General features: G+C 54.6%; 27 protein-coding genes. 17 read left to right on the top strand and 10 right to left on the bottom strand.

Annotated features, from left to right (window positions below; all coding sequences use genetic code 11):
• Positions 1–20 precede the first annotated feature (20 nt).
• The 4 genes from rplB to rplC are packed head-to-tail and all read right to left on the bottom strand — an operon-like array spanning position 21 to position 2,481.
• Positions 21–887, bottom strand: coding sequence for a 50S ribosomal protein L2 (gene rplB / locus TLL_RS00415; RefSeq protein ID WP_011055939.1), 867 nt, complete (start codon positions 885–887; stop codon positions 21–23).
• An 11-nt stretch (positions 888–898) separates the two neighbouring features.
• Positions 899–1,201, bottom strand: a complete 303-nt coding sequence (locus TLL_RS00410) for a 50S ribosomal protein L23 (RefSeq protein WP_011055938.1) — start codon at positions 1,199–1,201, stop codon at positions 899–901.
• Positions 1,194–1,826: a 50S ribosomal protein L4 gene (gene rplD / locus TLL_RS00405; protein WP_011055937.1), complete on the bottom strand. Its 633-nt coding sequence runs from the start codon at positions 1,824–1,826 to the stop codon at positions 1,194–1,196. The genes TLL_RS00410 and rplD overlap by 8 nt, the downstream gene beginning before the upstream one ends.
• Positions 1,827–1,842: 16 nt before the next feature.
• Positions 1,843–2,481: a 50S ribosomal protein L3 gene (gene rplC, locus TLL_RS00400; protein WP_011055936.1), complete on the bottom strand. Its 639-nt coding sequence runs from the start codon at positions 2,479–2,481 to the stop codon at positions 1,843–1,845.
• A 366-nt stretch (positions 2,482–2,847) separates the two neighbouring features.
• On the opposite strand from rplC, the gene tgt reads away from it, so the two are divergent.
• The 6 genes from tgt (at position 2,848) to TLL_RS00370 (ending at position 7,405) form a co-directional block, all read left to right on the top strand.
• Entirely contained in the window at positions 2,848–3,984 is a 1,137-nt protein-coding gene (tgt, locus tag TLL_RS00395) for a tRNA guanosine(34) transglycosylase Tgt (protein ID WP_011055935.1), read from the top strand.
• Positions 3,968–4,444: a DUF2752 domain-containing protein gene (locus TLL_RS00390; RefSeq protein WP_164920639.1), complete on the top strand. Its 477-nt coding sequence runs from the start codon at positions 3,968–3,970 to the stop codon at positions 4,442–4,444. The genes tgt and TLL_RS00390 overlap by 17 nt, the downstream gene beginning before the upstream one ends.
• A 62-nt stretch (positions 4,445–4,506) precedes the next feature.
• On the top strand, positions 4,507–4,938 hold the full coding sequence (locus TLL_RS00385; RefSeq protein WP_011055933.1) for a BLUF domain-containing protein: 432 nt from the start codon (positions 4,507–4,509) through the stop codon (positions 4,936–4,938).
• Positions 4,939–4,940: 2 nt separating this feature from the next.
• Positions 4,941–5,438 (top strand): YceD family protein, encoded by a 498-nt coding sequence (locus TLL_RS00380; RefSeq protein ID WP_011055932.1) that lies wholly within the window; start codon positions 4,941–4,943, stop codon positions 5,436–5,438.
• Positions 5,435–6,934: an AAA family ATPase gene (locus tag TLL_RS00375; RefSeq protein ID WP_011055931.1), complete on the top strand. Its 1,500-nt coding sequence runs from the start codon at positions 5,435–5,437 to the stop codon at positions 6,932–6,934. Before TLL_RS00380 ends, TLL_RS00375 begins: the two co-directional genes overlap by 4 nt.
• Positions 6,935–7,405: an SH3 domain-containing protein gene (locus tag TLL_RS00370; protein ID WP_011055930.1), complete on the top strand. Its 471-nt coding sequence runs from the start codon at positions 6,935–6,937 to the stop codon at positions 7,403–7,405.
• Between the two features lie 23 nt (positions 7,406–7,428).
• Here TLL_RS00370 and TLL_RS00365 read toward each other — a convergent pair whose 3' ends face one another.
• The gene (locus TLL_RS00365; RefSeq protein WP_011055929.1) at positions 7,429–7,857 is read right to left on the bottom strand and encodes an FxLYD domain-containing protein; all 429 of its coding nucleotides are present in this window, start codon (positions 7,855–7,857) and stop codon (positions 7,429–7,431) included.
• A gap of 150 nt (positions 7,858–8,007) precedes the next feature.
• Between TLL_RS00365 and murD the strand changes: the two genes are divergently transcribed.
• Genes murD through TLL_RS00345 form a run of 4 tightly spaced genes read left to right on the top strand, consistent with a single transcriptional unit; the run spans position 8,008 to position 12,065 of the window.
• Positions 8,008–9,372 (top strand): UDP-N-acetylmuramoyl-L-alanine--D-glutamate ligase, encoded by a 1,365-nt coding sequence (gene murD, locus TLL_RS00360; RefSeq protein WP_011055928.1) that lies wholly within the window; start codon positions 8,008–8,010, stop codon positions 9,370–9,372.
• On the top strand, positions 9,369–10,544 hold the full coding sequence (locus TLL_RS00355) for an AI-2E family transporter (protein WP_164920638.1): 1,176 nt from the start codon (positions 9,369–9,371) through the stop codon (positions 10,542–10,544). The genes murD and TLL_RS00355 overlap by 4 nt, the downstream gene beginning before the upstream one ends.
• 4 nt (positions 10,545–10,548) lie before the next feature.
• Positions 10,549–11,226: a hypothetical protein gene (locus TLL_RS00350; protein ID WP_011055926.1), complete on the top strand. Its 678-nt coding sequence runs from the start codon at positions 10,549–10,551 to the stop codon at positions 11,224–11,226.
• A gap of 2 nt (positions 11,227–11,228) precedes the next feature.
• On the top strand, positions 11,229–12,065 hold the full coding sequence (locus TLL_RS00345) for a DUF1838 domain-containing protein (protein ID WP_011055925.1): 837 nt from the start codon (positions 11,229–11,231) through the stop codon (positions 12,063–12,065).
• 36 nt (positions 12,066–12,101) lie between these two features.
• Here the strand turns inward: TLL_RS00345 and TLL_RS00340 are convergent, their stop codons facing one another.
• A complete protein-coding gene (locus TLL_RS00340; protein WP_011055924.1) occupies positions 12,102–13,124 on the bottom strand; it encodes an aspartate-semialdehyde dehydrogenase in 1,023 nt (340 codons plus the stop codon).
• A gap of 273 nt (positions 13,125–13,397) precedes the next feature.
• On the opposite strand from TLL_RS00340, the gene TLL_RS00335 reads away from it, so the two are divergent.
• Complete coding sequence (locus TLL_RS00335) at positions 13,398–13,694, top strand: CHAT domain-containing protein (protein ID WP_011055923.1); 297 nt, start codon at positions 13,398–13,400, stop codon at positions 13,692–13,694.
• A 20-nt stretch (positions 13,695–13,714) separates the two neighbouring features.
• Here the strand turns inward: TLL_RS00335 and ribH are convergent, their stop codons facing one another.
• The gene (ribH, locus tag TLL_RS00330; protein WP_011055922.1) at positions 13,715–14,251 is read right to left on the bottom strand and encodes a 6,7-dimethyl-8-ribityllumazine synthase; all 537 of its coding nucleotides are present in this window, start codon (positions 14,249–14,251) and stop codon (positions 13,715–13,717) included.
• A 47-nt stretch (positions 14,252–14,298) separates the two neighbouring features.
• Positions 14,299–14,751, bottom strand: coding sequence for a hypothetical protein (locus tag TLL_RS00325; RefSeq protein ID WP_164920637.1), 453 nt, complete (start codon positions 14,749–14,751; stop codon positions 14,299–14,301).
• A 133-nt stretch (positions 14,752–14,884) separates the two neighbouring features.
• Here TLL_RS00325 and TLL_RS00320 point away from each other — a divergent pair, with 133 nt between their 5' ends.
• Genes TLL_RS00320 through TLL_RS00295 form a run of 6 tightly spaced genes read left to right on the top strand, consistent with a single transcriptional unit; the run spans position 14,885 to position 20,464 of the window.
• Entirely contained in the window at positions 14,885–15,718 is an 834-nt protein-coding gene (locus tag TLL_RS00320; protein ID WP_011055920.1) for a thiazole synthase, read from the top strand.
• Positions 15,715–16,878, top strand: a complete 1,164-nt coding sequence (locus TLL_RS00315; protein ID WP_011055919.1) for a glycosyltransferase — start codon at positions 15,715–15,717, stop codon at positions 16,876–16,878. Before TLL_RS00320 ends, TLL_RS00315 begins: the two co-directional genes overlap by 4 nt.
• Positions 16,879–16,930: 52 nt before the next feature.
• A complete protein-coding gene (gene psb34, locus TLL_RS00310; protein ID WP_011055918.1) occupies positions 16,931–17,101 on the top strand; it encodes a photosystem II assembly protein Psb34 in 171 nt (56 codons plus the stop codon).
• A gap of 40 nt (positions 17,102–17,141) precedes the next feature.
• On the top strand, positions 17,142–17,720 hold the full coding sequence (gene tsaB / locus TLL_RS00305) for a tRNA (adenosine(37)-N6)-threonylcarbamoyltransferase complex dimerization subunit type 1 TsaB (RefSeq protein ID WP_011055917.1): 579 nt from the start codon (positions 17,142–17,144) through the stop codon (positions 17,718–17,720).
• The gene (locus tag TLL_RS00300; protein ID WP_011055916.1) at positions 17,710–19,164 is read left to right on the top strand and encodes a CIA30 family protein; all 1,455 of its coding nucleotides are present in this window, start codon (positions 17,710–17,712) and stop codon (positions 19,162–19,164) included. Before tsaB ends, TLL_RS00300 begins: the two co-directional genes overlap by 11 nt.
• A 13-nt stretch (positions 19,165–19,177) precedes the next feature.
• Positions 19,178–20,464, top strand: coding sequence for a metallophosphoesterase family protein (locus TLL_RS00295; protein ID WP_011055915.1), 1,287 nt, complete (start codon positions 19,178–19,180; stop codon positions 20,462–20,464).
• Here the strand turns inward: TLL_RS00295 and TLL_RS00290 are convergent.
• Together TLL_RS00290 and TLL_RS00285 are read right to left on the bottom strand one after the other, a co-directional pair.
• Positions 20,446–21,174, bottom strand: coding sequence for a DUF928 domain-containing protein (locus TLL_RS00290; RefSeq protein ID WP_164920636.1), 729 nt, complete (start codon positions 21,172–21,174; stop codon positions 20,446–20,448). The two genes, TLL_RS00295 and TLL_RS00290, sit on opposite strands and share 19 nt — an antisense overlap.
• Before the next feature lie 83 nt (positions 21,175–21,257).
• Positions 21,258–22,166, bottom strand: coding sequence for a S1 family peptidase (locus TLL_RS00285; RefSeq protein WP_164920635.1), 909 nt, complete (start codon positions 22,164–22,166; stop codon positions 21,258–21,260).
• Between the last annotated feature and the right edge of the window lie 38 nt (positions 22,167–22,204).

The following is a 22,204-nucleotide window of genomic DNA, read 5'->3' as shown; positions in this document are numbered from 1 at the left end:
CCTAACTTCTCCGCAAAAACCTAAGACTGACGACCACCGCGACCCCGCTTGGAAGACTTCTTGCGACGACGCACAATGAGGGCATCACTGAGTTTCTTCTTCTTGCGAGTTTTGTAGCCAAGGGTGGGTTTACCCCAAGGGGTAACAGGCCCAGGACGACCAATAGGAGCACGGCCTTCACCACCACCGTGGGGGTGATCCACAGGGTTCATCACCGAACCACGCACCTTCGGACGACGCCCTTTCCAGCGATTGCGACCGGCTTTGCCCAAACTGATGTTGTTGGCTTCCACGTTCCCCACTTGGCCAATGGTGGCATAGCACTCCTTACGGAAGAGCCGCACTTCCCCTGAAGGAAGCTTGAGGGTGACCATATCGCCTTCCTTGGCCACCACCTGTGCCATGGCGCCGGCAGCTCGCACCATTTGCGCACCGCGACCGGGGGTAATTTCCACATTGTGAACGCTGGTACCCAGGGGAATTTTGCCCAGGGGAAGGGCGTTACCCACTTCAATAGGGGCATCGGGACTAGCAATAATCTCCGTGCCGGGGGTCAAATCCCGAGGATGGAGGATGTAACGTTTTTCACCATCACGGTAGTGGAGCAGGGCAATGCGGGCATTGCGGTTGGGGTCGTACTCCACGGTTGCCACTTTGGCAGGGATATTGAGCTTGCTGCTGCGACGAAAATCAACAATGCGGTAGCGACGCTTGTGGCCACCACCCCGCCGCCGACTGGTAATCACACCGCGATTGTTACGGCCTTTGTCGCGCTTGAAGCCACGGGTCAGCGACTTTTCAGGTTTGTCGGTGGTAATTTCAGCAAAGTCAGAAACGGTTTTTTGGCGAACGCCAGGGGTGTAGGGTCGGTAAACGCGAATGCCCATGATCTACTCCGTTAAACTTCGGGGAAGAGAACGATCTTGCTGTCGGGGGCAAGGGTGACGATCGCCCGCTTATAGCGAGGACGACGACCAACAAACCGACCCACGCGGCGCTCTTTGGGAGGCAGATGATAGGTATTAACTGCCGTGACTTTGACGTTAAAGAGTTCCTCAATAGCGGCCTTGATTTGCGGCTTGGTGGCGCGCCGATCCACATCGAAGGTGTATTGATTGTTTTCCAGTAAAACTGTGGCCTTCTCTGTGATGATGGGGCGCTTGATGAGATCCGCAAGGGCGCGGGGTTGGACTTTAGTCACCGTACACCTCCTGAATTTTGGCGATCGCGCCAGTGGTGGCAACAATGCGATCGGCATAGAGCAAATCAAAAACATTCAGTTGATCGGCACGCAGCAGTTTCAGGGTGGGGACATTTCGCGCTGAGAGGGCCACCGTTTCGGTAATATCTGCGGCCAGTAGCAGTACCTTTTGCTCTGGCTCAATGCCCCATCGTTGTAAAGCCGTTACCAATTCCTTGGTTTTAGGACGGGGCAAGTGATCGGCAAAGTCCTGAACCACAATCAGGTCTTCAACGCGACTCATCAACGCTGTGCGCAGGGCGAGCCGCCGCTCCTTACGGTTCATTTTTTGGCTATAGTCGCGGGGCTTCGGACCAAAGATCACGCCGCCACCGCGCCAGAGGGGAGAGCGAATTGAGCCGGCGCGGGCACGTCCTGTTCCCTTTTGCCGCCAAGGTTTGCGACCGCCACCGCGCACTTCAGCACGGGTTTTGGTGGAAACAGTTCCCTGACGGGCATTGGCCAACTGCCGCACCAGGGCACGATGAACAATATGACTAGCAGTTTCAGGTTTTGCTGTCGCCAGATCAAGGGTAGCTTCACCGCTGTCGGCACCCTGCCAGTCTTTAACCACGCATGCAACCATAACTACTCTCCAGCCCCTATTTGCGACCGACAACCTTGGCGGGGGTAATGCTCACCAGTGCCCCCGGCTTACCCGGCAATGCCCCTTTGATCAGGATTAAGTTGCGCTCAGGATCAACGCGCATTACCTGCAACTTGCGAATGGTAACCGCCGTGTTGCCCATGCGACCCGCCATCCGCTTGCCGGGGAAGACCCGACCTGGGGTTGTCCCCGCTCCAGTGGAGCCAGGCAGACGATGGTTTTTTGAGCCGTGGGCCATCGGACCACGCTTGAAGTTGTGGCGTTTTTGATAACCAGCAAAACCGCGGCCAATGCTCGTGCCGCGGACATCCACAAGCTGCCCTGGACTAAAAATATCAACGGTGATGGCCTGACCCAATTGATAGGCAGAGACATCTTCGAGGCGAAATTCCCGCAGATGACGCATAGGCGGTGTTTGTGACTTGTTGAGGTGGCCGCGCTCAGGGCGACTCAGGTTTTTCTCTCGCACCTCGCCATAGGCCACTTGAATTGCCGTGTAGCCGTCGGTTTGGGGGGTTTTAATTTGGGTGATCGGACACGGCCCCGCTTGTACCACCGTAATGGGGACAGATCGGCCCGCCTCGTCAAAGATTTGGGTCATGCCCAACTTTGTCCCTAAAATACCAACTGTCACGATCGCGTTCCTTAAAAATACGAATCACAACGATGCAGCCGCAGGGAGCCCTAAAGCTCCATTTCGGCAGATTCCTACAGTTAGGAATAGTGGATTGACCCAGCAGTTATACGGTCAAGACGATGACGCCCAGGGGGCATCTCTCATTGATCAAGGACAGGCGCAGGTAAAGATGGCAAGGCTATGATTGCAAGTTGCGAACACGCTGCCACCCCTGGATCAGTGGGACCAAGGACTTAAGGGGGTTGAGGCGATCGCTCCCACTCAGTATCCGTTTTTGGTCACAAGTTTTAATCATAGATCAGCGATTGTGGGTTTGTCTAGGGATTTGGTAACATTTTTTACGCCTTCTTGTGGATCCACAGCGTGTTTGAATTTGTCTGCCAGCAGGAATGTGCCCATACCCAAGCCCGGGCCGGCCTGTTTCACACCCCCCATGGCACAGTGGCAACGCCGCGTTTTATGCCAGTGGGCACCTTAGCCAATGTGAAAACCCTCACTCCAGAACATCTCAAGGCAGCGGGCGCCCAAATGATTTTGGCTAACACTTACCATCTGCATCTGCAACCGGGGGAAGACATTGTGGCCGCAGCCGGGGGGCTACACTGTTTTATGGGCTGGTCAGGGCCAATTCTCACGGATTCGGGGGGGTTTCAGGTCTTTAGCCTCAGTGAAATGCGGCAAATTTCCGATCAGGGGGTGGTGTTTCGTTCGCCCCACGATGGTCAGATCATTGAATTGTCGCCAGAGGGGGCGATCGCCATTCAAGAAGCCTTGGGGGCAGACGTCATCATGGCCTTCGATGAGTGTCCCCCCTACCCTGCTAGCCGTGAGGCTGTGATCCAAGCAACCCAACGCACCCTGCAGTGGTTAGAGCGCTGTATTGTCGCCAAGCAACGATCGGATCAGGCCCTCTTTGCCATTGTTCAAGGGGGGGTGTATGCCGACCTCCGGCGGGAATGTGCTGAGGCAATGGTGCCCTATGACCTACCCGGCTATGCCATTGGTGGTGTTAGTGTCGGTGAACCCAACCGGATTATGCACGAAATTGTGGCGGTGACCGCTCCCCTCCTGCCTGTCCATAAGCCGCGTTATTTGATGGGGGTGGGGACGCACTTAGAAATGCTGCGGGCGATCGCTGCCGGTGTTGACCTCTTTGACTGTGTGATTCCTACGCGTCTGGCTCGCCACGGCTGTGCCATTGTCCAAGGACAGCGCTGGAACCTGAAAAATGCCCGCTTCCGCCGCGACTATGAACCCCTCGATCCAACCTGTCCCTGCTATACCTGTAGGACATTTAGTCGCGCCTACCTCAGCCATCTTGTGCGTGCCAAGGAACTCCTCGCCTATACCTTGCTCTCAATTCATAACGTGACCGAACTGATTCGCTTTACCCAAGCAGCACGGCAGGCAATTTTAGAGGAGCGATTTGCGGCCTTTGCGGCAGAATGGGAGCAGCGACTCGTGGTGGATGCTGAGGAACCCGATGCTGCGCTTCTCTGATGCCGTTTTATCTAAACAGGAACGTTTGAGCCGTTGGGGCTTTTTGGGACTGACCACCGCACCTTTAGTGGGAGCGGCACTGTTTAACCATACGGGGACGCCGCCCTTCTTAAGGTGTCCCTTTTGGGCAACAACGGGCATTCCCTGTCCGGGGTGTGGCCTGACTCGTTCTTTTATGGCGATCGCTCGCGGCGATGTTACAGATGCCCTGAGAATGCATCTCTTTGGCCCTATACTCTTTCTCGCATTTACAGTGGCTGCTGTATTTATAGCCATTGAACTGAGAGTAGGGCGACGACTGCGGCAGACTCCCTTTCGCTACATCAATGAACGCCTTCAAAACTGGTGGTGGCTAGGGGCCATTTATCTTGGCTACTATGGCCTGCGACTGTACAGCCTACTGCACACCGGGGAGTTCTATATCAATCCCTTAGAGAGACTCGTAACAAAATTCAGCTAAAGCAAGGAACCCTTTTATGGGATAGTAAAACTCGATGGTGTGCGATCGCGAACAGAAAACCCATGGGACTACATCGCCTGATTTATCTCAGTTGCGCTACGGATGGGTTATCGTACCCAGACCTGCGGGATATTATGGCCAAGTCAGAGGTCAACAATTTGCGCGATGGCATTACGGGAATGCTGTGCTATGGCAATGGCATGTTTCTGCAAACCCTTGAGGGCGATCGCCAAAAAGTCAGTGAAACCTACGCCCGTATTCTTAAGGATCCCCGCCACCACAGCGCTGAAATTGTTGAGTTTAAGGCAATCGAAGAGCGAACCTTTATCAATTGGTCCATGCGTCTGGTGCAGTTGGGTGAGATGGATAGCGACACCATTCGGCGCCTGCGGTTAAAATACTCTCCAGCAGCAACGTTTCAGCCAAGATCAATGACGGCTGAGCAATGCTTCCGTTTCTTAAAAGAACTCTATGACATGAGTCAAGGATCCTAGACGTGACCCCTGTTCACTGGCTAAGCATTCCTGAACTGTTGCGGCTGCCCGCCCAGACCTACGAGTGGCAGGTCGATACCCATTTTCCAGACTTACCAACCCTGACTCCTGTGCAAGGGATGGTTGCTGCCACTCACCGCCACACCTACTTAGAACTGCGTGCCAGTGTGCAGACCATTGTCACCCTCTCTTGCGATCGCTGTTTGCAGTACTATAATCACCGCCTAGAGTGTACGACCAGCGAACTCATTTGGCTGGCGGAAAGCCCAGCGAGTCAGCCCGACGATGATCTCGTGGAGACTGCGCCGGCCACCGGTCGCATTGATCTCGGAGATTGGCTCTACCAGCAACTGTGCCTTGCCCTGCCCTACCCCAAGTACTGTGATCCCAACTGTGGCGGTATTCACCCCCCCACCCCCGCAGAACCCTCCGTGGATCACCGCTGGGCAATGTTAGCGCAACTACAGTCGGCTCTGGAGGGTGCAGAACCATCGCCGTGAGTGCTCAGTCTGACCTTGAACTGTTGCTGCGGGCACGCTATCCCCTGTTGTATGTGGCAACAACGGAGGAAGAACGCCTTGAGGCGACACTGCACACGATTAGCGATCGCCTGAATCAGCGCCCCATCTACATTTGGGATTTTGTCGAGGGGTATCAGGGGAATCCCAATGATGTGGGCGTGGCCAAGCGCAATCCCCTCAGTGCCCTTGAATTTGTCGAGAAACTACCGCCACCGGCAGCGGCCATGGTTCTGCTGCGGGATTTTCATCGCTTTATTGAAGATGTAGCCGTCTCTCGCAAACTGCGGAACCTGGCACGGCAACTCAAGTCCCAGCCCAAAAACTTAATCTTGCTTGCTCCCACGGTGCAGTTGCCCCCGGAACTACGGGATGTGATTACCGTTGTCGAGTTCCCCTTGCCCCAACGGGAGGAAATTCGCCTTGAACTGGTGAAGCTCTGCCACAGCCTCGGTAACATTCCCCCAGAACCCGTCCTCGATGAATTAATCCGTGCCTGTCAGGGCTTGACCCTAGAGCGGATTCGCCGGGTTATTGGTCGGATTATTGCCCTCCACGGTATGCTGGACGGCAGCCATGTGGATCTGATCTTGGCGGAGAAACGGCAGATCCTGCGGCAAACCGAAATTCTGGAGTTTTATCCTACCCAAGAAACAATTGCTGATATTGGCGGCCTTGATAACCTCAAGGAGTGGTTACTGCGGCGGGGGGGCGCGTTTTCTGAGCGAGCACGGCGCTATGGGCTACCCTATCCCCGTGGGGTACTGCTGGTGGGGATTCAGGGGACCGGTAAGTCCTTAACAGCAAAGGCAATTGCCCACCAATGGCACCTGCCCCTCTTGCGCTTGGATGTCGGGCGGCTCTTTGGCGGCCTTGTCGGCGAATCCGAAGCCCGGACCCGCGAAATGATTCACATTGCTGAGGCCTTGGCGCCCTGTGTTCTCTGGATTGATGAAATGGATAAAGCCTTTGCGGGCATTGATGGCCGTGGCGATGGCGGAACCAGTAGCCGTGTCTTTGGCACGATTATCACTTGGCTGGCGGAGAAAACCTCTGCTGTTTTTGTTGTGGCCACTGCCAACAATGTGCAGGTCTTGCCCCCTGAACTGCTGCGCAAGGGGCGCTTTGATGAAATCTTTTTTGTGGGGCTACCCAATATGGATGAGCGGCGCGCCATTTTTGAAGTGCACCTTAGTCGCGTCCGCCGCGATCGCTTGCAAAACTACGATCTAGAGCGCTTGGCCTACGAAACCATTGACTTTTCCGGGGCTGAAATCGAGCAGTGTATCATTGAAGCCATGCACCTTGCCTTTAGCCAAGACCGCGACTTTACCACCGAAGATCTGCTGCACGCGGCCAGCGAAATTATCCCCTTGGCACGGACAGCTCGCGAGCAGGTACACCAGTTACAAGAATGGGCGGCCTCTGGTCGGGCGCGGTTTGCCTCACGCATCCTGTCTTCTCCCCCAGGGCGTTAGATGATGAAACCCGTTGTGCGTGTGCTGCAATGGTTCTTGGGAACCTTTTTGGGTTTAGGTCTGATGACCCTTGTGGCGGCTGCTATGATTATGCCCCTCATCTTTAACCTGCTCTGGCCACCCCCACGTCCCCAGGTCGAGGCACACCATTTGCCACCACCTACGCCCCCAGCGTCCTCAGCGAATTCACCCTCAGCTAGTCCTGAACCAAGCCCGACTGAGTCACCGCAGCCAAATCCTGAAGGGCGAGTGATCTATGGAGAGGGTCTGCGGGTGCGCGATCGCCCCAGTCGGGAGGCAAATGCCCTAGGGGGTGTGGCCTTTGATGAGGTGGTGACGATCCTAGAGCGCAGTGAGGATGGGGAATGGTTGAAGATTCGCACTAAAAATAATCTTGAAGGCTGGGTACTGGCCTTTGGTGTGCAGGTTACAACCCCTCAATCCCCCGCATCCAGTGAGACCCCCCAGTAGGCCTCCCACTATTGGGAAAATTCCTAAAATTCCTGCATTTGTTGAAACGAGTGATAGTCGCGATCGCCACTCAGCCATTCCACAAGGGTAATTTTCACCCGCCCGCCCGCATTGGGAGTTGCCAGAAACTCCGCCTCGCCTTCGCTATCAATCACTCGATTGTGCAACTGGGTCGATCCTGCCTCCAGCAGTCGTTTGCCCGTGGGGTCATAGATTTCGTAATAGATCTGAACATTGCGTGCTGGGGTGGCTGTTTCATTGCGCACGCGTCCTGTCAGGCGGTGGTACCAGACACCCGCAATATTCTCACTCTGCAATTGGAGATCGGTGACGCGCACCACTTTGGGTACTTCCCGACGGCGGGCGATCGCGGGCATCCCTTCAAGGGAGAGGAGGCCGCCCCAGGTTGTCAATAGCAAACCGCAGAGCCAAATTGTGCGTAAGTTAGGCATTGTTCTTTACCCAGTGTGACAATAATAGAGTCTAAGACGCAACATTCAGCGGGAGCGATCGCCTTTCGGTCCCATTGGCCTTGAGGATACCCCTTTGGTGGCCGCTGTCCCGAGTCTGTACCTGCTCGATTGGATTCACCCCCCTTAACTATGCCAACTGTTCATGTGATTGGTCTTGGTCGCTCCGGCATTGCTGCCGCCCGTTTACTCAAACGTCAAGGTTGGCAAGTGGAGGTCAGTGACCGCCGCCAAACTCCAGCGCTGCAATCTCAACAGCAACTGCTGCAAGCTGAAGGCATCCCCGTTCAACTCAACTATGACTTTGATTTGCAAACTCTTATCAGCGTTGGCCTGCGTGTTCCCGATGAAATTGTCATTAGTCCAGGGGTACCGTGGCACTCCCCGGCGCTGGTCGCTGCTCGCCAAGCGGGCATTCCCGTCCGCGGTGAAGTGGCAATTGCCTGGCAAACCCTTGCCCATTTGCCCTGGGTGTGTATTACGGGCACCAATGGTAAAACAACAACCACGGCACTCACGGCCGCCATTTTTCAAGCAGCGGGGTACAATGCACCGGCCTGTGGCAACATTGGCAATAGCATTTGCGAAGTCGCTTTGACCGCTAGGGCCCTTGATTGGGTGATTGCTGAGATTAGTAGCTATCAGTTGGAGTCCAGCCCCCCCCTACAACCCGAATTTGCCCTTTGGACAACCCTGACGCCGGATCACTTGGAACGCCACGGTACCCTCGATGCCTACGTGGCCACCAAAGCCCACCTCATGAACGGCGCGAAACACGTGATTCTCAATGGGGATGATCCCTATTTGCGCCAACACATGGTGAATCGTTGGCCCCAGGCATGGTGGATCAGCACTCAAGGGGCAATCGCCCTACCCAAGGGGATTGCACAGGGCATCTATATTGCCGAGGATCAGGTGTGGTTTCAGGATCAGCCCCTCCTGCCTACCCATATCCTGCAAATGCCGGGTCGACACAATCAGCAAAACTTTCTTCTGGCTGTGGCAACTGCCCATCTAGCCGGTATTCCCGCCGAAACGATCGCCAAAGGGGTCGCGGGGTTTGCCGGTGTGCCCCATCGTCTAGAGCGGATTCGTCAATGGCGAGAGGTGGAGTGGATCAATGACAGCAAGGCCACCAATTATGACGCTGCAGAAATTGGGCTGCGTTCTGTGACAGGTCCAGTGATTCTCATTGCCGGGGGACAGGCCAAAAAGGGGGACGATCGCCCTTGGCTCAACCTGATTCAGGAGAAAGCTGCTTGGGTGCTTTTAATTGGTGAAGCAGCACCGCAGTTTGCGCAGCGCCTAGAGGCGATCGGCTTTACAAATTATGAGATCATGGAGACACTGGATCGGGCAGTGGCGGCGGCGGCTGAACTGGTGACCCAGTATCCAATCAAAACCGTGCTCTTTTCCCCTGGCTGTGCCAGCTTTGACCAATATCAGAACTTTGAAGAACGCGGTGATCACTTTCGTCAACTGTGCTTAGAGCTATGAGCCAATCTGCGGCCTCGGGTCACTGGTGGAATCGCCTCTCCATTGCCAGCCGGTTTCTAATTATTGGCTTGGCAGGGCCGATTTTGACGCTGAATTTCTGGGCATTTGCCACCGTTCTCAAGTTCTTTGGGCCACTGGTGGCAGTCCTTGTCCTTGCCTCCCTATTTGCCTTTTTGCTGAATTACCCGGTGCGCTGGATGGAGGAGCAGGGAAATCCCCGAGGACCCTCAGCAATTTTCGTCTTTCTGCTGGCCTTGGTACTGATTGCGATCATTGCCTTGGTCGTGGTGCCCAATCTCTTTAATCAGGCACAACAACTCATTGCCCGTCTGCCGGAATGGTTTAACTCCAGTCAACGCCGACTCTTGGAATTTGGCCAGTGGGTGGACTCCCTCAATCTGCCGGTGACGGTGGATGTGGATGCCCTTGCCAATCAACTGTTGGAAAAACTTAAGGATCAATTGCAAAGCTTAGCTCGCGAGGCGCTGAATTTAATTTTGGGCACCCTCAGCAGTGCGGTGGATGTGCTGATTAACCTGATTTTGACGGTTGTGCTCACGTTTTATTTGTTGCAGCACGGTGATGAATTGTGGAATGGTCTCCTCAGTTGGCTACCCAATACGGTCCGCCCCACGGTTTCAGAAACGATCCGCCGCAGTTTTGAGAGCTATTTTATTGGTCAGCTGGTACTAGGGCTGTGCATGGGGATTGGCTTGACCACGATTTTCATTTTCCTCAAGGTGCCCTACGGACTGCTCTTTGGTGTCATTATTGGCGTGATGGCCTTGGTGCCCTTTGGCGGCACGGTGGGGATCATTTCCATTAGTTTGCTGGTTGCTCTTCAGGATGTTTGGCTCTCCCTCAAGGTGGCCGGGTTTGCTTTTCTCTATCAGCAGTTTTTGGAGAATGTGGTTGCGCCACGGATCATTGGTAGCTTTACGGGCTTAAATCCGGTTTGGGTTTTTTTGGCGATCCTGACGGGCGCTAGGGCTTCGGGTTTAGTTGGGGTTCTCATTGCAGTTCCGATCGCGGTGGTGATCAAAACCTTCCTTGTGAGTGTGCGATCGCGCCTCAATAGCGAGGAAGAGGCGGACGCCACCGTTGCCCTCCCCAATCATCCGCCCCCCGTACTGCCTGCTTCTTCCTCAATGAAGCCATCCTCAGTGGAGTAGGACAATGCTGCGTGCCCTTCACCCCGGAATTCTCACCTCCCTTGTTTTAATCAGTACAACAGCCGCCATTACCCTAGTTACGGCTTTTATTGGCTACCACCTAGGGCGAGACTCATTACGCGGTGTCTCCCAGCCAGTGGTGAATCCCATCCTCGGCAGTGCCGTGAAGACCAAGGATCAAACCCAAGGGGAGCGATCGCCCATTCTTGACGAGGCACAGATCATTGCCCAAACTAAAGCCCGCATTGCCGAAATGACTGAAGGTTCTAGCGATCGCAAGATTGTGCCTGCTCCCACCACTGCCAATGAACCCCCAGCAGCGGAACCAGCAGTGAGTCGAACACTGCCTATCGTCGCTGAGGATCAGGGGGTACGCCTAGAAATTAGCCGTGTGGACACCCTTGGCCAAGATTTAGCCCTGCAGGTTAGCTTGAAAAACGATAGTAGCCAAGGGGTGCAGTTTATTTACACCTTTCTTGAAATCACAAATGATAAAGGTGATCTTTTGAGTGCCCTCACCGAAGGCCTACCGACGGAATTGCCCGCCGGCAGTGATCTGGTCAAGGGCACGATTCTGATTCCCAAAAGCCTCCTCAACAATACAAAAACCTTAACACTGCGCCTTGCCAGCTATCCAAATCAGGATGTGCAATTGCAGGCGGCCAATATTCCGGTGGAGTAGCTATGGCTGCTGCTGAATTGGTTCAAAAATGGTTGAGTGCTCGCGATTGGGTGCGGGTGCGGGCAGATTTGAGGGGCAAGACCACGTTTATCGCATGGCAGGGAGCCGTGTATAGCTTTGTTCCCCAAGAGCGTCGCCGTCACCTCTTCAACATTCTTGGCATGAGTGCCGCTCGCTGTTTGCCCCATCCCGAGGGAGGGTGGTATTTTCTTTCCCGTGAATTAACGTTTTATCTGGATCCAGAAAATGGCTCCCTGTGCGATCGCTGGCATAATCCTTGGATAGGGGCCGTAGTTCCCGTGATTCCCGTTGCCAATGATCCTGTGCAGGGGCTATTTCGCCGTGAGGTGCCTGCGCAAGTGGGTGAGCAAACCACGACGTTTCAGTTTGATCTGTTTCCCTACTACGACAATCCCTTGGCTAGCGATCAGCGGTTTCAAGCCTACAGCCCCCAGCCCATCTACCAAGCCGCAGAACTCTTTAAGCTAACGGTGGCCACGGCCGATTTACAACAAGATACGCCGACGATTACCAATGTCCATTTGTGTTGGAGTCGGATTGGTCCTTGGTTGCCTTGGATGAAGATGGGCGATCGCCCCGGTTATCTCATCTATAGCGCGACCGGCTGCAAAGCCCTGACTGTGGAAGACTTACCCCCTCTCCTACAAGAGCAATTAGAGCGACTGCCCCAATACCGTGAAGCCCCCAGGGAATACCGCGAGGGGGCAGATATGACCTCGTGGCTGTATTTTCAGGAGCACTTCGAAGCCTATTTAGAAAAGCTGGGGGAGCCATCACCTGATCTTGGGCGATCGCCCCCTGAACCGACTGATCAATGAATCACTGACTGGTGAGAGGAGCGTCCTTTGCGGGAGTTAAAGAAGTCCTTGGGCAATCAGGGATTCAGCAATTTGCACCGCATTCAATGCCGCCCCCTTGCGAATTTGATCCCCACACAGCCACAGTTCAAGGGCATTGGGTGCGGAAATATCTTGGCGCAGCCGCCCCACAAGCACCGCATCCTTCCCTGTTGCCTCTAGGGGCATGGGGAAATAATTGCGCTGCCAATCCTCAACAAACTGCACCCCCGGCGCTTTTTGCAGGCGATCGCGGGCCTCTTGCACGGGAAAAGGCTCAGCAAACTCAACATTCAACGCTTCTGAATGGGCACGCAGTACCGGCACACGCACACAGGTAGCCGTTAGCCGCAACTCTGGGGCATGGAAAATTTTGCGGGTTTCATTGACCATCTTCATTTCCTCTTGGCAGTAGCCCTGCTCATTGAGGGGAGAATTGTGGGGAAAGAGGTTAAAGGCCAAGGGATAGGGAAAGACCTCAGTACGCGGCGGTTGTCCCTTCAGAATATCAAGAGCTTGATCCTTGAGTTCTTGCATAGCCTTTGCCCCCGCCCCACTCGCGGACTGATAGGTGGCCACCACAATGCGCCGAATCGGTCGCACCTGATGCAATGGCCATAGCGCCACGGTCATCAAAATGGTTGTGCAGTTGGGATTGGCAATGATGCCTTGGTGGGTTTTTAGATCGTCAGGGTTGACCTCTGGCACCACTAAGGGCACGTTGGGTTCCATGCGATAGGCACTGGAATTATCAATGGCGATCGCTCCCCCTTTGAGGGCGATCGGCAGCCACTGCCGCGACACACTTGCCCCCGCCGAAGCCAGAATGAGATCCAACCCTTTGAGGGTCTGTTCACTCACCGCCTCTACAGGCAGGACAGTCTCACGAAACGAGAGGGTTTGACCCGCAGAACGGGGCGACGCCAACAGCCGTAGCTCTGCCACTGGAAACAACCGTTCCGCCAAAATTGCTAAAATTTCCGTGCCAACCGCACCTGTGGCTCCTAAAATGCCAACCCGTAATCCCTGTGCCAAAACCATTACTCCTAGAAATATAAGCTCATTTTATGATCGTTGCAGGTGAAGAAGTAACAAGGCATCGCATTTTGAGAATTTTATTTTGGGAATTTTATTGTCGTATCTATAATGGCTATAGCCAATTTTGACCACAGCCTCTGGACTCCCCCACAGGAATCGCCAGCGGCAGGACTCGATGAATGATCTGGAGGCTGGGATCGTGAAAACCCCACAACGGTATCTCTCTCCCATGGTCTTAGCCTTTTGGGGACTTTTCAGCGGCAGTGTCTAAGCCAGATGACCCCAACCACCAATGGCACTGGCACTACCGTCAGTGATGAAGGAGCGCTGATCCTGATGACAGCATTTTATGGCAACTTGAGAACTGCTCCGATTAAAGCAGAGGCCCTGCGACAGCCGCAGCTTGCCATGATCCATCAGCAGGTTGTGGTTGAGGAGAGTCATCGGCACAGTGCTGGACTGTGGGGAGCGCTTTCGATTCCTTTACCCCAAGCAGTTCAAACGAGGGGTGGCCGTCTACTTTCCCATGCATCCTTTTGGGCAGCCTTTACGATGATTGGCAGTCCTTGGTAGCTCTAGGGGCAATTTCTGCTTCACCCATCCGTGAGAATACGGGTACTGGAACTCAGTTTGGTTGTTGGTGGATTGATGGCGCTGGGGAGGGTTTGCATCAGGTTTGCCATTTCCAAGGCATTGAGGGCATATTCCCAGCCTTTATTGCTTTTAATACCCGCCCGCTCAAGGGCCTGCTGCATGGTGTCAGTGGTGAGGATGCCGTAGATGATGGGCACCCCTGTTTGCATTGAGGCAGTGGCAATACCTTTGGTGACTTCAGCAGCGACATAGTCAAAGTGGGGGGTTTGGCCACGGATCACCGCCCCTAGGCAAATAATGGCAGCGTAGCGACGAGTAGCCGCCAGTTGAGCTGCCACAAGGGGAATTTCAAAACTACCGGGTACCCAAGCATAGTCCACTTGGGAACCGTGGGGATTGGGATCAACGCCATGACGACGCAGGCAATCTTGGCAACCCTCTAGCAGCTTGGTCGTAATCAGATCATTGAAACGGGAAATCACAATGCCAAAGCGAGGCGTTCCCAGAACTTGATAGGTGCCTTCAAAAACAGCCATAGGTGGAGGTGCCAAATCTTACCCAAAAGAGTATAACCTGCAACGGCCTAGGAGGAGCGATCGCCTTGCTCCACGAGGAAGTCTTGGGACTGCCACTGCTGCACAATACTGGTTAACTTGCTAACAAATGGGTCAGAACCTAAATCAGGGTGAAATTCACTGATTCCTGTATTGCTGGGTGTCTCTGCAAGGCGAGAGGGAGGAGCTTCCGGCACACTCAGGGGCAATGACTGGCAGATAATGGCTTCAAACTCACTGTTGAAGTGATAAATTGGTTGCTCACGCCGTTGCCACAGCTCTAAAATTTGTTCTACAGAAATAGCCTTATAACGTCCCAAATAAAGGGCTTCAATGAGTGCAAGGCGAATCCAGCGGGGAGGAAAATGGCGCAACCAGCGATCTAAGATAACCTCAACGGAGGAGCCATCCAAATCAAACCCATATTGACGTAGCAGGCGATCGGCAGCCTGAATAGCGGCATTGTTGCCAATGTGTGCCATGCACCAATGTTGCACTCCTGTGATGATAGTGCCTCTATGATGCCATAAGTTTTTCAAGGTCGCAGCAGCAAAGAGCGTAACCCTGATATTGTAGAGAAGCAAACCCTAGTGCTTTTCACTTCCCAAGGACATCATGGTGAGTGCGCCTCCTGCTGAGCAGTTGATTGAGGATGCCCCGCTAACGATCGCTGGGCGGCAATTTCGTTCACGCTTGATGACGGGTACGGGTAAGTATCGTTCCATTGCAGATTTGCAGGCCAGTGTTGCCGCAAGCGGTTGCGAAATTGTTACGGTAGCTGTACGTCGCGTTCAAACCAATGCCCCCGGTCACGAAGGACTTGTGGATGCCCTTGACTGGAGTAAACTCTGGCTACTGCCCAACACCGCTGGCTGCCAAACCGCTGAGGAGGCGATTCGCGTTGCCCGTTTAGGCCGAGAAATGGCCAAGCTCTTGGGTCAAGAAGATAATAACTTTGTCAAACTTGAGGTGATCCCCGATCCCAAGTATTTGTTGCCGGATCCCTTTGGCACCTTAGCTGCCGCTGAGCAACTGGTTAAAGAAGGGTTTGCTGTTCTTCCCTACATCAATGCAGATCCCCTGCTGGCCAAACGCCTTGAGGAAGTGGGCTGCGTCACCGTCATGCCTTTGGCTTCCCCCATTGGCTCAGGGCAAGGTTTGCGCAATGCCGCCAATATCCAAATCATTATTGAGCAAGCCAGTGTGCCCGTTGTGGTGGATGCGGGGATTGGCACGCCCAGTGAGGCTGCCGCTGCCATGGAATTGGGAGCCGATGCCCTGTTGATTAATACGGCGATCGCCGAAGCGGGAAATGCCCCAGCAATGGCAAAAGCCATGGCCCTTGCAACCACTGCTGGCCGCCTTGCCTACTTAGCGGGGCGCATTCCCGTCAAAGCCTATGCCAGTGCCAGTTCACCCCTCAGTGGCACGATTACGGCTAGATCATGAGTCTTGTGCCCATTCTTCTCACCCTGCTGAGCTGTACAGGAGCCCTTTTTTACATTGTTGCAGGGGTACTCACTTGGCAATTTTTCACCAATTTTACAAAGGAGAAAACCGCCCCCCTGGAGACTTTGCCAGCCGTCTCGATCTTGGTGCCTGTCTGTGGCTTAGAGGCAAGGGCATGGCAAAATTGGTCCTCGCTGTGTGAGCAAAACTATCCTGTTTACGAAGTTCTCTTTGGTGTCCAAAGCCCCAATGATCCGGCTATACCCGTCCTGCAGGCAATTTGTGAAACCTATCCCGACCGGGCCCGTTGGTATCTTTGTCACCCAATTCGTGGCATCAACCTAAAGGCTAGCAACGTCTCGCAATTATTTGCCCATGCCCGCTATGACGTGGTGGTGGAAACCGATAGTGACGTGCGGGTCCGATCCAATTACCTAGCCACTCTAACCCAACCGTTAGCGGATCCCCAGGTGGGAGTTGTTACCTGTGGTTACATCGATCACCAGCCCCAAAGGTTAGGAGCCGCCTTTGTCGCCCTCGGGCGGTGTCTGGACTTTATCCCTAGTGTGCTCGTTGCGCGGCGCCTGGATGGGGGACTGCGTTTTGCCATTGGACCCACAGTGCTGTTGCGGCGAGAGGTTCTAGAAAAAATCGGTGGTTTTGAGATTGCCCTGAATCGTATTGGTGAAGATTATCAATTGGGATATGCGGCTTGGCGGGCAGGGTACCGGGTGGAGTTATCCACCTACATCCTTGACAATGACTGTGGCAATGATTCCCTTCTCAGCGCTGTCCAACGGGAACTGCGCTGGTCTCGCAGTATTCGCTCCAATCGCGGCAATCAGTATTTTGGCATGGTGTTTATGTTTGGCACTGTCTATAGTGCCCTGCTGTGGGGGCTGTTTCCGGCACCTTGGACCCTAGGGCTCTTTTTGACGGTACAGGGGATTCGCTGGTTGCAGGCTGTGATCAGCATCCTTTTGATGGGGACGCCGCGGCTGCTGCTGTGGTTGTGGCTATTGCCCCTGCGGGATGTGATGAGTTTCCTAATTTGGCTGGGGGGCTGTTTTGGCAATCGCATCTACTGGCGCGGTCGCTGGTTGCAAGTCAATCGCCACGGTCAATTGCAAGAAATTGTTAAGGATTCTCAAGAGTTCTAAAGCTCGCTTGTTAAAATAGCTGCACTGTAACGCTGAATTGAGGTTTGTTTCGATGCGCTATACCACCGATGAGGGCGGCCGCCTCAACAACTTTGCCATTGAACCCAAGGTCTATCAAGCGCAGCCTTGGACACCTCAGCAAAAAGTACGGGCAGCCCTGTTGGTTGGGGGTGGATTGCTCTTAGTGGCTGGCTTGGTGGCGATCGCTGTCGGAGTGAGCTAATCTGCTTTGTCTGGGTTTTGATACCAGTGATGCCACACTGGTGGCTGGTCTCTATGATTTGGGGGCTCATGAACTGCTGGAGGTGAAAACATGGCCCTTGGGTCGAGAACTGGCCAGTCAACTTCACCCTTGCCTGAGGGAACTCATGGCTCCCTACCCTTGGGGCGAATTGGGGGCGATCGCTATTGGCTGTGGTCCGGGCAGCTTTACGGGAACACGGTTAGGGGTAGTCACTGCTCGCATATTGGCTCAGCAATTGGAAGTCCCCCTTCTGGGTCTGTCTAGCCTTGGCACAATGGCTTGGCACGCTCGCAATGAACTCCTAGACGCGGATGGGGTGGTGTCGCGCCGCGCCCAGCAGGGGCATCAATACCTTGGTATTTATCGCTATCAGGGCGGGCGTCTCCACACCCTTTGGGGCGATCGCCTGGTCACAGACAGTGAAGCAGAGGCGCTCCTAGCCACCTGGCCCCACCCCTACAAACACCTCAGCCCTCCCCATCCCAGCGACCATGGCCGGGCCTTGCTGACATGGGCAGCCCAACAATGGCACGATACACTAAGGGCAGGGGAAAAACTCCCCCACTGGTCAAGCGTGGTGCCCCTCTATGGCAAATAACTGGGAACTGGGTCGCTTTCTCGATACACTGCGCTTTTTTCAAACCTTACCTTTTGTGGGAACGCTGGAGCCTCTGCGCCCTGTGCTGTTACCTCTTTTACCGGATCTCTTCAAGCCGCCCGCCTATCGGGGCAGTGGCCTGGTGGTGGTTATGGGGGCAACGGGCCGAACCGGCCAAGCGGTCGTGAAAACCCTCTTAGGTCAAGGCTATGCCGTGCGGTCAGTGGTGCGCGATCGCGCCAAGGCTGAAAGGCTGCTGCCCCCAGACCCCTTTTTAGAGATTGTCGTTGCCGATGTAACTCAGCCCCTGCCGGCCGATGTGCTGCAGGGGAGTCGAGCGGTGATCAACTGTGTCGGGGCAAAGGTACAGCCCAATCCGAACGCGCCACCCCCGGGCCTTGAAATTGTTGGTGCTAGCCCAGAGGCCGTTGAGTTTGAGGGGATGCGGCATCTGTTGGAACGTGCTCAGCCCTATTTTCAAAGTCAACCCAACACCTATCCTCTCTTTGACTATCGCTATCCCACGCCGCCTCTGAAGGAGGTTTGGGGTGCCCTCGATGATGTGGTCATGGGCGGCGTCAGCGCCAGCCAGTTTTACCTCAAGGATCACAGTGCGCTCTTCACAGGGGTGGTTTCTACGGCAAATTCGGGGGGCTTTGTCTCGATTCGCACCCGCAACCTCACCCCACCCCTCAATCTCCAAGGCTACACGGGCATTCAACTACGGGTTCGCGGCGATGGCCAGCGCTATAAATTTTTCCTACGCAGTGACCCCGCTTGGGATGGCGTCGGCTATGCCATCTCTTTTGATACGGTGGCCGATCAGTGGATCACGGTCGAGTTGCCCTTTAGCCACTTTATTCCGGTATTTCGGGCACGCACAGCCCCCAGTGCCCCACCCCTGAATGTGGGGCAAATTTACTCACTACAACTGATGCTCAGCAAATTTGAGTATGACGGCGCCCTCAACCCCCGCTTTCGTCCCGGCACCCTCAGCCTTGAGATAGAATCCATCCAAGCCTATGGGAACTTGCCCTTACCTCGTATTATTCAGGTCAGTTCTGCGGGGGTTACCCGTCCCCAACAAGCCAATCTTGATCCTAAGGAACAGCCCTTGGCGGTTCAATACAACAAAGAATTGGGGGGCCTCCTGACGTGGAAACTAGCAGCGGAAAATATGCTGCGCCAAAGTGGTCTTCCCTATACGATTGTCCGTCCCTGTGGTCTGACGGATCAGTCCGGCGGTAGAGAACTGCGCCTGGATCAGGGCGATCGCCTGATGGGTTCTCTCAGTCGTGAAGATTTAGCTGCATTTCTGGCCAGTTTACTGAATTTGCCCATGGCCTGCTATCGCACCATGGAAGTGGTGGCCACCGATCAAGCAGCAGAGGCCTATCCCAATTGGGCAGTCCGCCTTGCCCAACTTGCCAGCGATCGCCCCTAGGAGACAGGGTCAAATGGTGCGGTTTCTCCATGTTGCCGATGTCCACCTAGGCTACAACAAGTATCGCCAAGACAACCCCAGCCGCATGCTGGACTTTTTTAGGGCCTTTGACAGTGCCCTGGAAACCTACGCTATCCAGGCGCAGGTTGATTTTGTTCTGATTGCCGGTGATCTCTTTGAGGAGCGGATGATTACCCCCGGCATTCTCAATCAGGCGGAATACGTCCTTGATAAGGTGCGATCGGCGGGAATTCCAGTGCTCGCCATTGAGGGCAACCACGACAACTGCCCCTACGGTGTCAAGTCCAATTGGCTACGCTACCTCTGCGAAAAGGACTACCTCTATCTTTTGGAACCCGACGAGACAGGTACTCTCCAGCCCTGGGATCCAGAAACAGCGCGGGGTGGGTATGTTGATCTTCCCTGTGGTGTGCGCGTCATTGGTTCCCAGTGGTATGGTGCCAGTGCCCCCCGGGCCATTCAACAGCTGGCTAGGCAAATTCAGGCGCTGCCCCCCGCTGCTGGTGCGACGATTTTGCTCTTTCACCACGGTCTTGAGGGGCAAGTCTGCCGCTACCAAGGGGCATTGCGCTACAACGAACTCCTACCTCTGCGTCAAGCGGGTGTCGATTACCTGGCCCTAGGGCATATCCATCGCCACTATGCCGTTGAGGACTGGATCTTTAATCCCGGCTCCATTGAGGCCAATTCGATTCAGGAAAATCAGCAGCAAAATCCGCGGGGAGTACTGTTGGTCAACCTGGATCAGGGCCCCCCCCAAGCGGAACTCAAGCGCGACTATTGGCAGCGTCCCATCCATCGCTACACCCTTACCCTCACCCCCAGTGACACCGTGAGCGATGTGGAGAGCCAACTCCAGCAATTGGTGCAGCGGCATCGGTCAGACATGGCAGAGGCGATTGTTGAAGTCACCCTCAAAGGAGAAGTGGGCTTTGAGCGCGGTGAGTTGTCTGTGCGATCGCTCCAAGGGCAACTGCAAGAGGCAGCGGCGGCCTTTATTTTTCGACTGGGGTTTGCCGCAACGGCTGTGGCCTATCAAACCTACCGTGATGGGACCGCTGCGTCACCCCCTCGCGCCCAGATCGAAGAACAGGTATTTACGGATTTGCTGGCCAGTGTTGCCGAGTATCGCGATCGCGCCCAACCCCTGGCCAAGGCACTCATGCGCATGAAAGAGGATCTCCTTCAACCCAATGCCAATATTCCTGACCTCTACCAGTGGCTAGCAAGTCTCTCCCTAGAGAGCGAGGGCTGGGAGGATCAAGGCAGGAGGGGTTGATCTGCCACGTTACTCAACTGGACAGGGGAAGACTGTAAGAGGGCTTGCCATTTTTGCTGGAGTTGGGCATTCTCCGGCTGCGCTAGGCGTTGTTTAGCGAGTTGATTGAGGGCATCGTACCAGTAGCCTGCCATGGCAAAGGCATCCACCGCATCTTTAGCTTGGACAATTCGCTGCTGTTGGCTTTGGGATAAGGGCACCGGTCGAAACCAACTGACGGTTTTGAGGACCGTGGTGCCATTGGTGCAAGTGAGAGTCAGTTGCCACTGGTAATCCACACCACTTTTGAGGGAGACATTCTCCACGGGCCAGCCAATAATGCCTGCTGCCGTGGGGGCTGGACGCTCTTGGCGATAGACTTCTGTACCTTGGGGAGCCCGCAGCGTCAGGGTTAGGGTTGCTCCCCTATTGGCGGGAATGAAGCTATAGAGGGTGGGAGTGGGTGTGCTACTGAGGCCATTGTTATCCCTGGGCACGAGGGCAACCACGGTTTGCTTTGGCTCAGTCAGACAGCTTTCGGTATCACCGGTACTCTCCCGCAGCAGCATGGGACGGGCAATTCGCGTTGCGGCTCCCTCACGATTACCAGGGCGGCCAATGTTGGCTGGTGGACGATAACTTGCCCAAGAGGCATGGGCGATCGCTGGAATCATCACTGCTGCCAAACTTAGGGGAACGGCAACGGGGCGGATGCCAAATTGAATAGCCATGTCCTTAATCCTCACAATTGAACATGAACAGGCAATGAATAGGGACTCAGTTCAACCGGTCATTGGAAGGTTTTCTCAAAGGTCTAGAAAGGAAAGATGCTACGGAGGACATCCACACCCGTATTGACCGCATTCAAAATTAAATTGATGTTCTCAATGCGATCGCGACTATCGGGTTGACTCGGTACAGTCACAACCACAGGAGCAGTGCCGCTGGCGATCGCCTGATTATCCACTTGCAGGGACAGGAATACACCCGCCGCTGGCGCACCCGCCAAAAAAGTGTTAATGGGAATCGCGTAATTAAACCCCGGCTTAATCAATCTGGCAATGCTGGCTGCCGCCTCTGGATTCAAGCCCTGGCGCTCCAGGGAGCGGGGGTCTTCTGTATCGCCAAGACCATGAACCCCAACCACACGCCCTGCACTATCCAAGACAGGACCACCACTCATGCCACGACGGGTCACATTGGTGTAGATCATTTTGTAGCCATCGATGGGTTCAATCAAAAAGCCAGAGATACGACCATCGGTAAACTGCCGCACTAACTGACCACTGCCTCCCGGCTGCGGCCATCCAGAGACAAAGACCTGCGACCCTTCCTTGACAAAGTCAGAGTTTGTTAGCGTCGCTACCTGATAGTCTTTCTTTTCACTCGTGAATTCCACGATCGCTAAATCGGTATTCGGCAAAAATTTAATCTTATTAAAATCAACGGCGTAGGCCTGCTGATCAATGGGAATCACACGGTAATTATCCTTACGATTGACAACGTGCTTTGCCGTGAGCACATAGTAGGTCGAACCGGACCGGGAAATGATCGCACCAGAACCGTGGGAATCTTTTCCCACAATGAGCACCGTGATGTTGCGGGCAATCTCGTTAATTTCTTCACCACTGCGGGGTTGGACTTGAGCCACTGCGGGTAGAGCCATGACCACTAACCCCGTTGCTCCTACCATTGCGCCCCTCACCCATGCGTCGTTCATCATCCCTTTCCTACCTGATGACACTGATACGACGATTTTAA

The organism is Thermosynechococcus vestitus BP-1 (assembly GCF_000011345.1).
Lineage (GTDB): Bacteria > Cyanobacteriota > Cyanobacteriia > Thermosynechococcales > Thermosynechococcaceae > Thermosynechococcus > Thermosynechococcus vestitus.
This window is presented reverse-complemented; position numbering and strand designations above follow the sequence as displayed.

Excerpts from the sequence above, each read along its gene's own strand:
- TLL_RS00315 (WP_011055919.1), top strand. The coding sequence starts at position 15,715 with ATGAGTCTTGTGCCCATTCTTCTCACCCTGCTGAGCTGTACAGGAGCC.
- psb34 (WP_011055918.1), top strand. The coding sequence starts at position 16,931 with ATGCGCTATACCACCGATGAGGGCGGCCGCCTCAACAACTTTGCCATT.
- TLL_RS00390 (WP_164920639.1), top strand. The coding sequence starts at position 3,968 with ATGCTGCGCTTCTCTGATGCCGTTTTATCTAAACAGGAACGTTTGAGC.
- TLL_RS00370 (WP_011055930.1), top strand. The coding sequence starts at position 6,935 with ATGATGAAACCCGTTGTGCGTGTGCTGCAATGGTTCTTGGGAACCTTT.
- TLL_RS00320 (WP_011055920.1), top strand. The coding sequence starts at position 14,885 with ATGGTGAGTGCGCCTCCTGCTGAGCAGTTGATTGAGGATGCCCCGCTA.
- TLL_RS00290 (WP_164920636.1), bottom strand. The coding sequence starts at position 21,174 with ATGGCTATTCAATTTGGCATCCGCCCCGTTGCCGTTCCCCTAAGTTTG.
- rplD (WP_011055937.1), bottom strand. The coding sequence starts at position 1,826 with ATGGTTGCATGCGTGGTTAAAGACTGGCAGGGTGCCGACAGCGGTGAA.
- TLL_RS00340 (WP_011055924.1), bottom strand. The coding sequence starts at position 13,124 with ATGGTTTTGGCACAGGGATTACGGGTTGGCATTTTAGGAGCCACAGGT.
- ribH (WP_011055922.1), bottom strand. The coding sequence starts at position 14,251 with ATGGCTGTTTTTGAAGGCACCTATCAAGTTCTGGGAACGCCTCGCTTT.
- TLL_RS00385 (WP_011055933.1), top strand. The coding sequence starts at position 4,507 with ATGGGACTACATCGCCTGATTTATCTCAGTTGCGCTACGGATGGGTTA.
- TLL_RS00355 (WP_164920638.1), top strand. The coding sequence starts at position 9,369 with ATGAGCCAATCTGCGGCCTCGGGTCACTGGTGGAATCGCCTCTCCATT.
- TLL_RS00350 (WP_011055926.1), top strand. The coding sequence starts at position 10,549 with ATGCTGCGTGCCCTTCACCCCGGAATTCTCACCTCCCTTGTTTTAATC.
- TLL_RS00325 (WP_164920637.1), bottom strand. The coding sequence starts at position 14,751 with ATGGCACACATTGGCAACAATGCCGCTATTCAGGCTGCCGATCGCCTG.
- TLL_RS00345 (WP_011055925.1), top strand. The coding sequence starts at position 11,229 with ATGGCTGCTGCTGAATTGGTTCAAAAATGGTTGAGTGCTCGCGATTGG.
- TLL_RS00285 (WP_164920635.1), bottom strand. The coding sequence starts at position 22,166 with ATGATGAACGACGCATGGGTGAGGGGCGCAATGGTAGGAGCAACGGGG.
- TLL_RS00300 (WP_011055916.1), top strand. The coding sequence starts at position 17,710 with ATGGCAAATAACTGGGAACTGGGTCGCTTTCTCGATACACTGCGCTTT.
- TLL_RS00365 (WP_011055929.1), bottom strand. The coding sequence starts at position 7,857 with ATGCCTAACTTACGCACAATTTGGCTCTGCGGTTTGCTATTGACAACC.
- murD (WP_011055928.1), top strand. The coding sequence starts at position 8,008 with ATGCCAACTGTTCATGTGATTGGTCTTGGTCGCTCCGGCATTGCTGCC.
- TLL_RS00335 (WP_011055923.1), top strand. The coding sequence starts at position 13,398 with ATGACCCCAACCACCAATGGCACTGGCACTACCGTCAGTGATGAAGGA.
- TLL_RS00295 (WP_011055915.1), top strand. The coding sequence starts at position 19,178 with ATGGTGCGGTTTCTCCATGTTGCCGATGTCCACCTAGGCTACAACAAG.
- rplB (WP_011055939.1), bottom strand. The coding sequence starts at position 887 with ATGGGCATTCGCGTTTACCGACCCTACACCCCTGGCGTTCGCCAAAAA.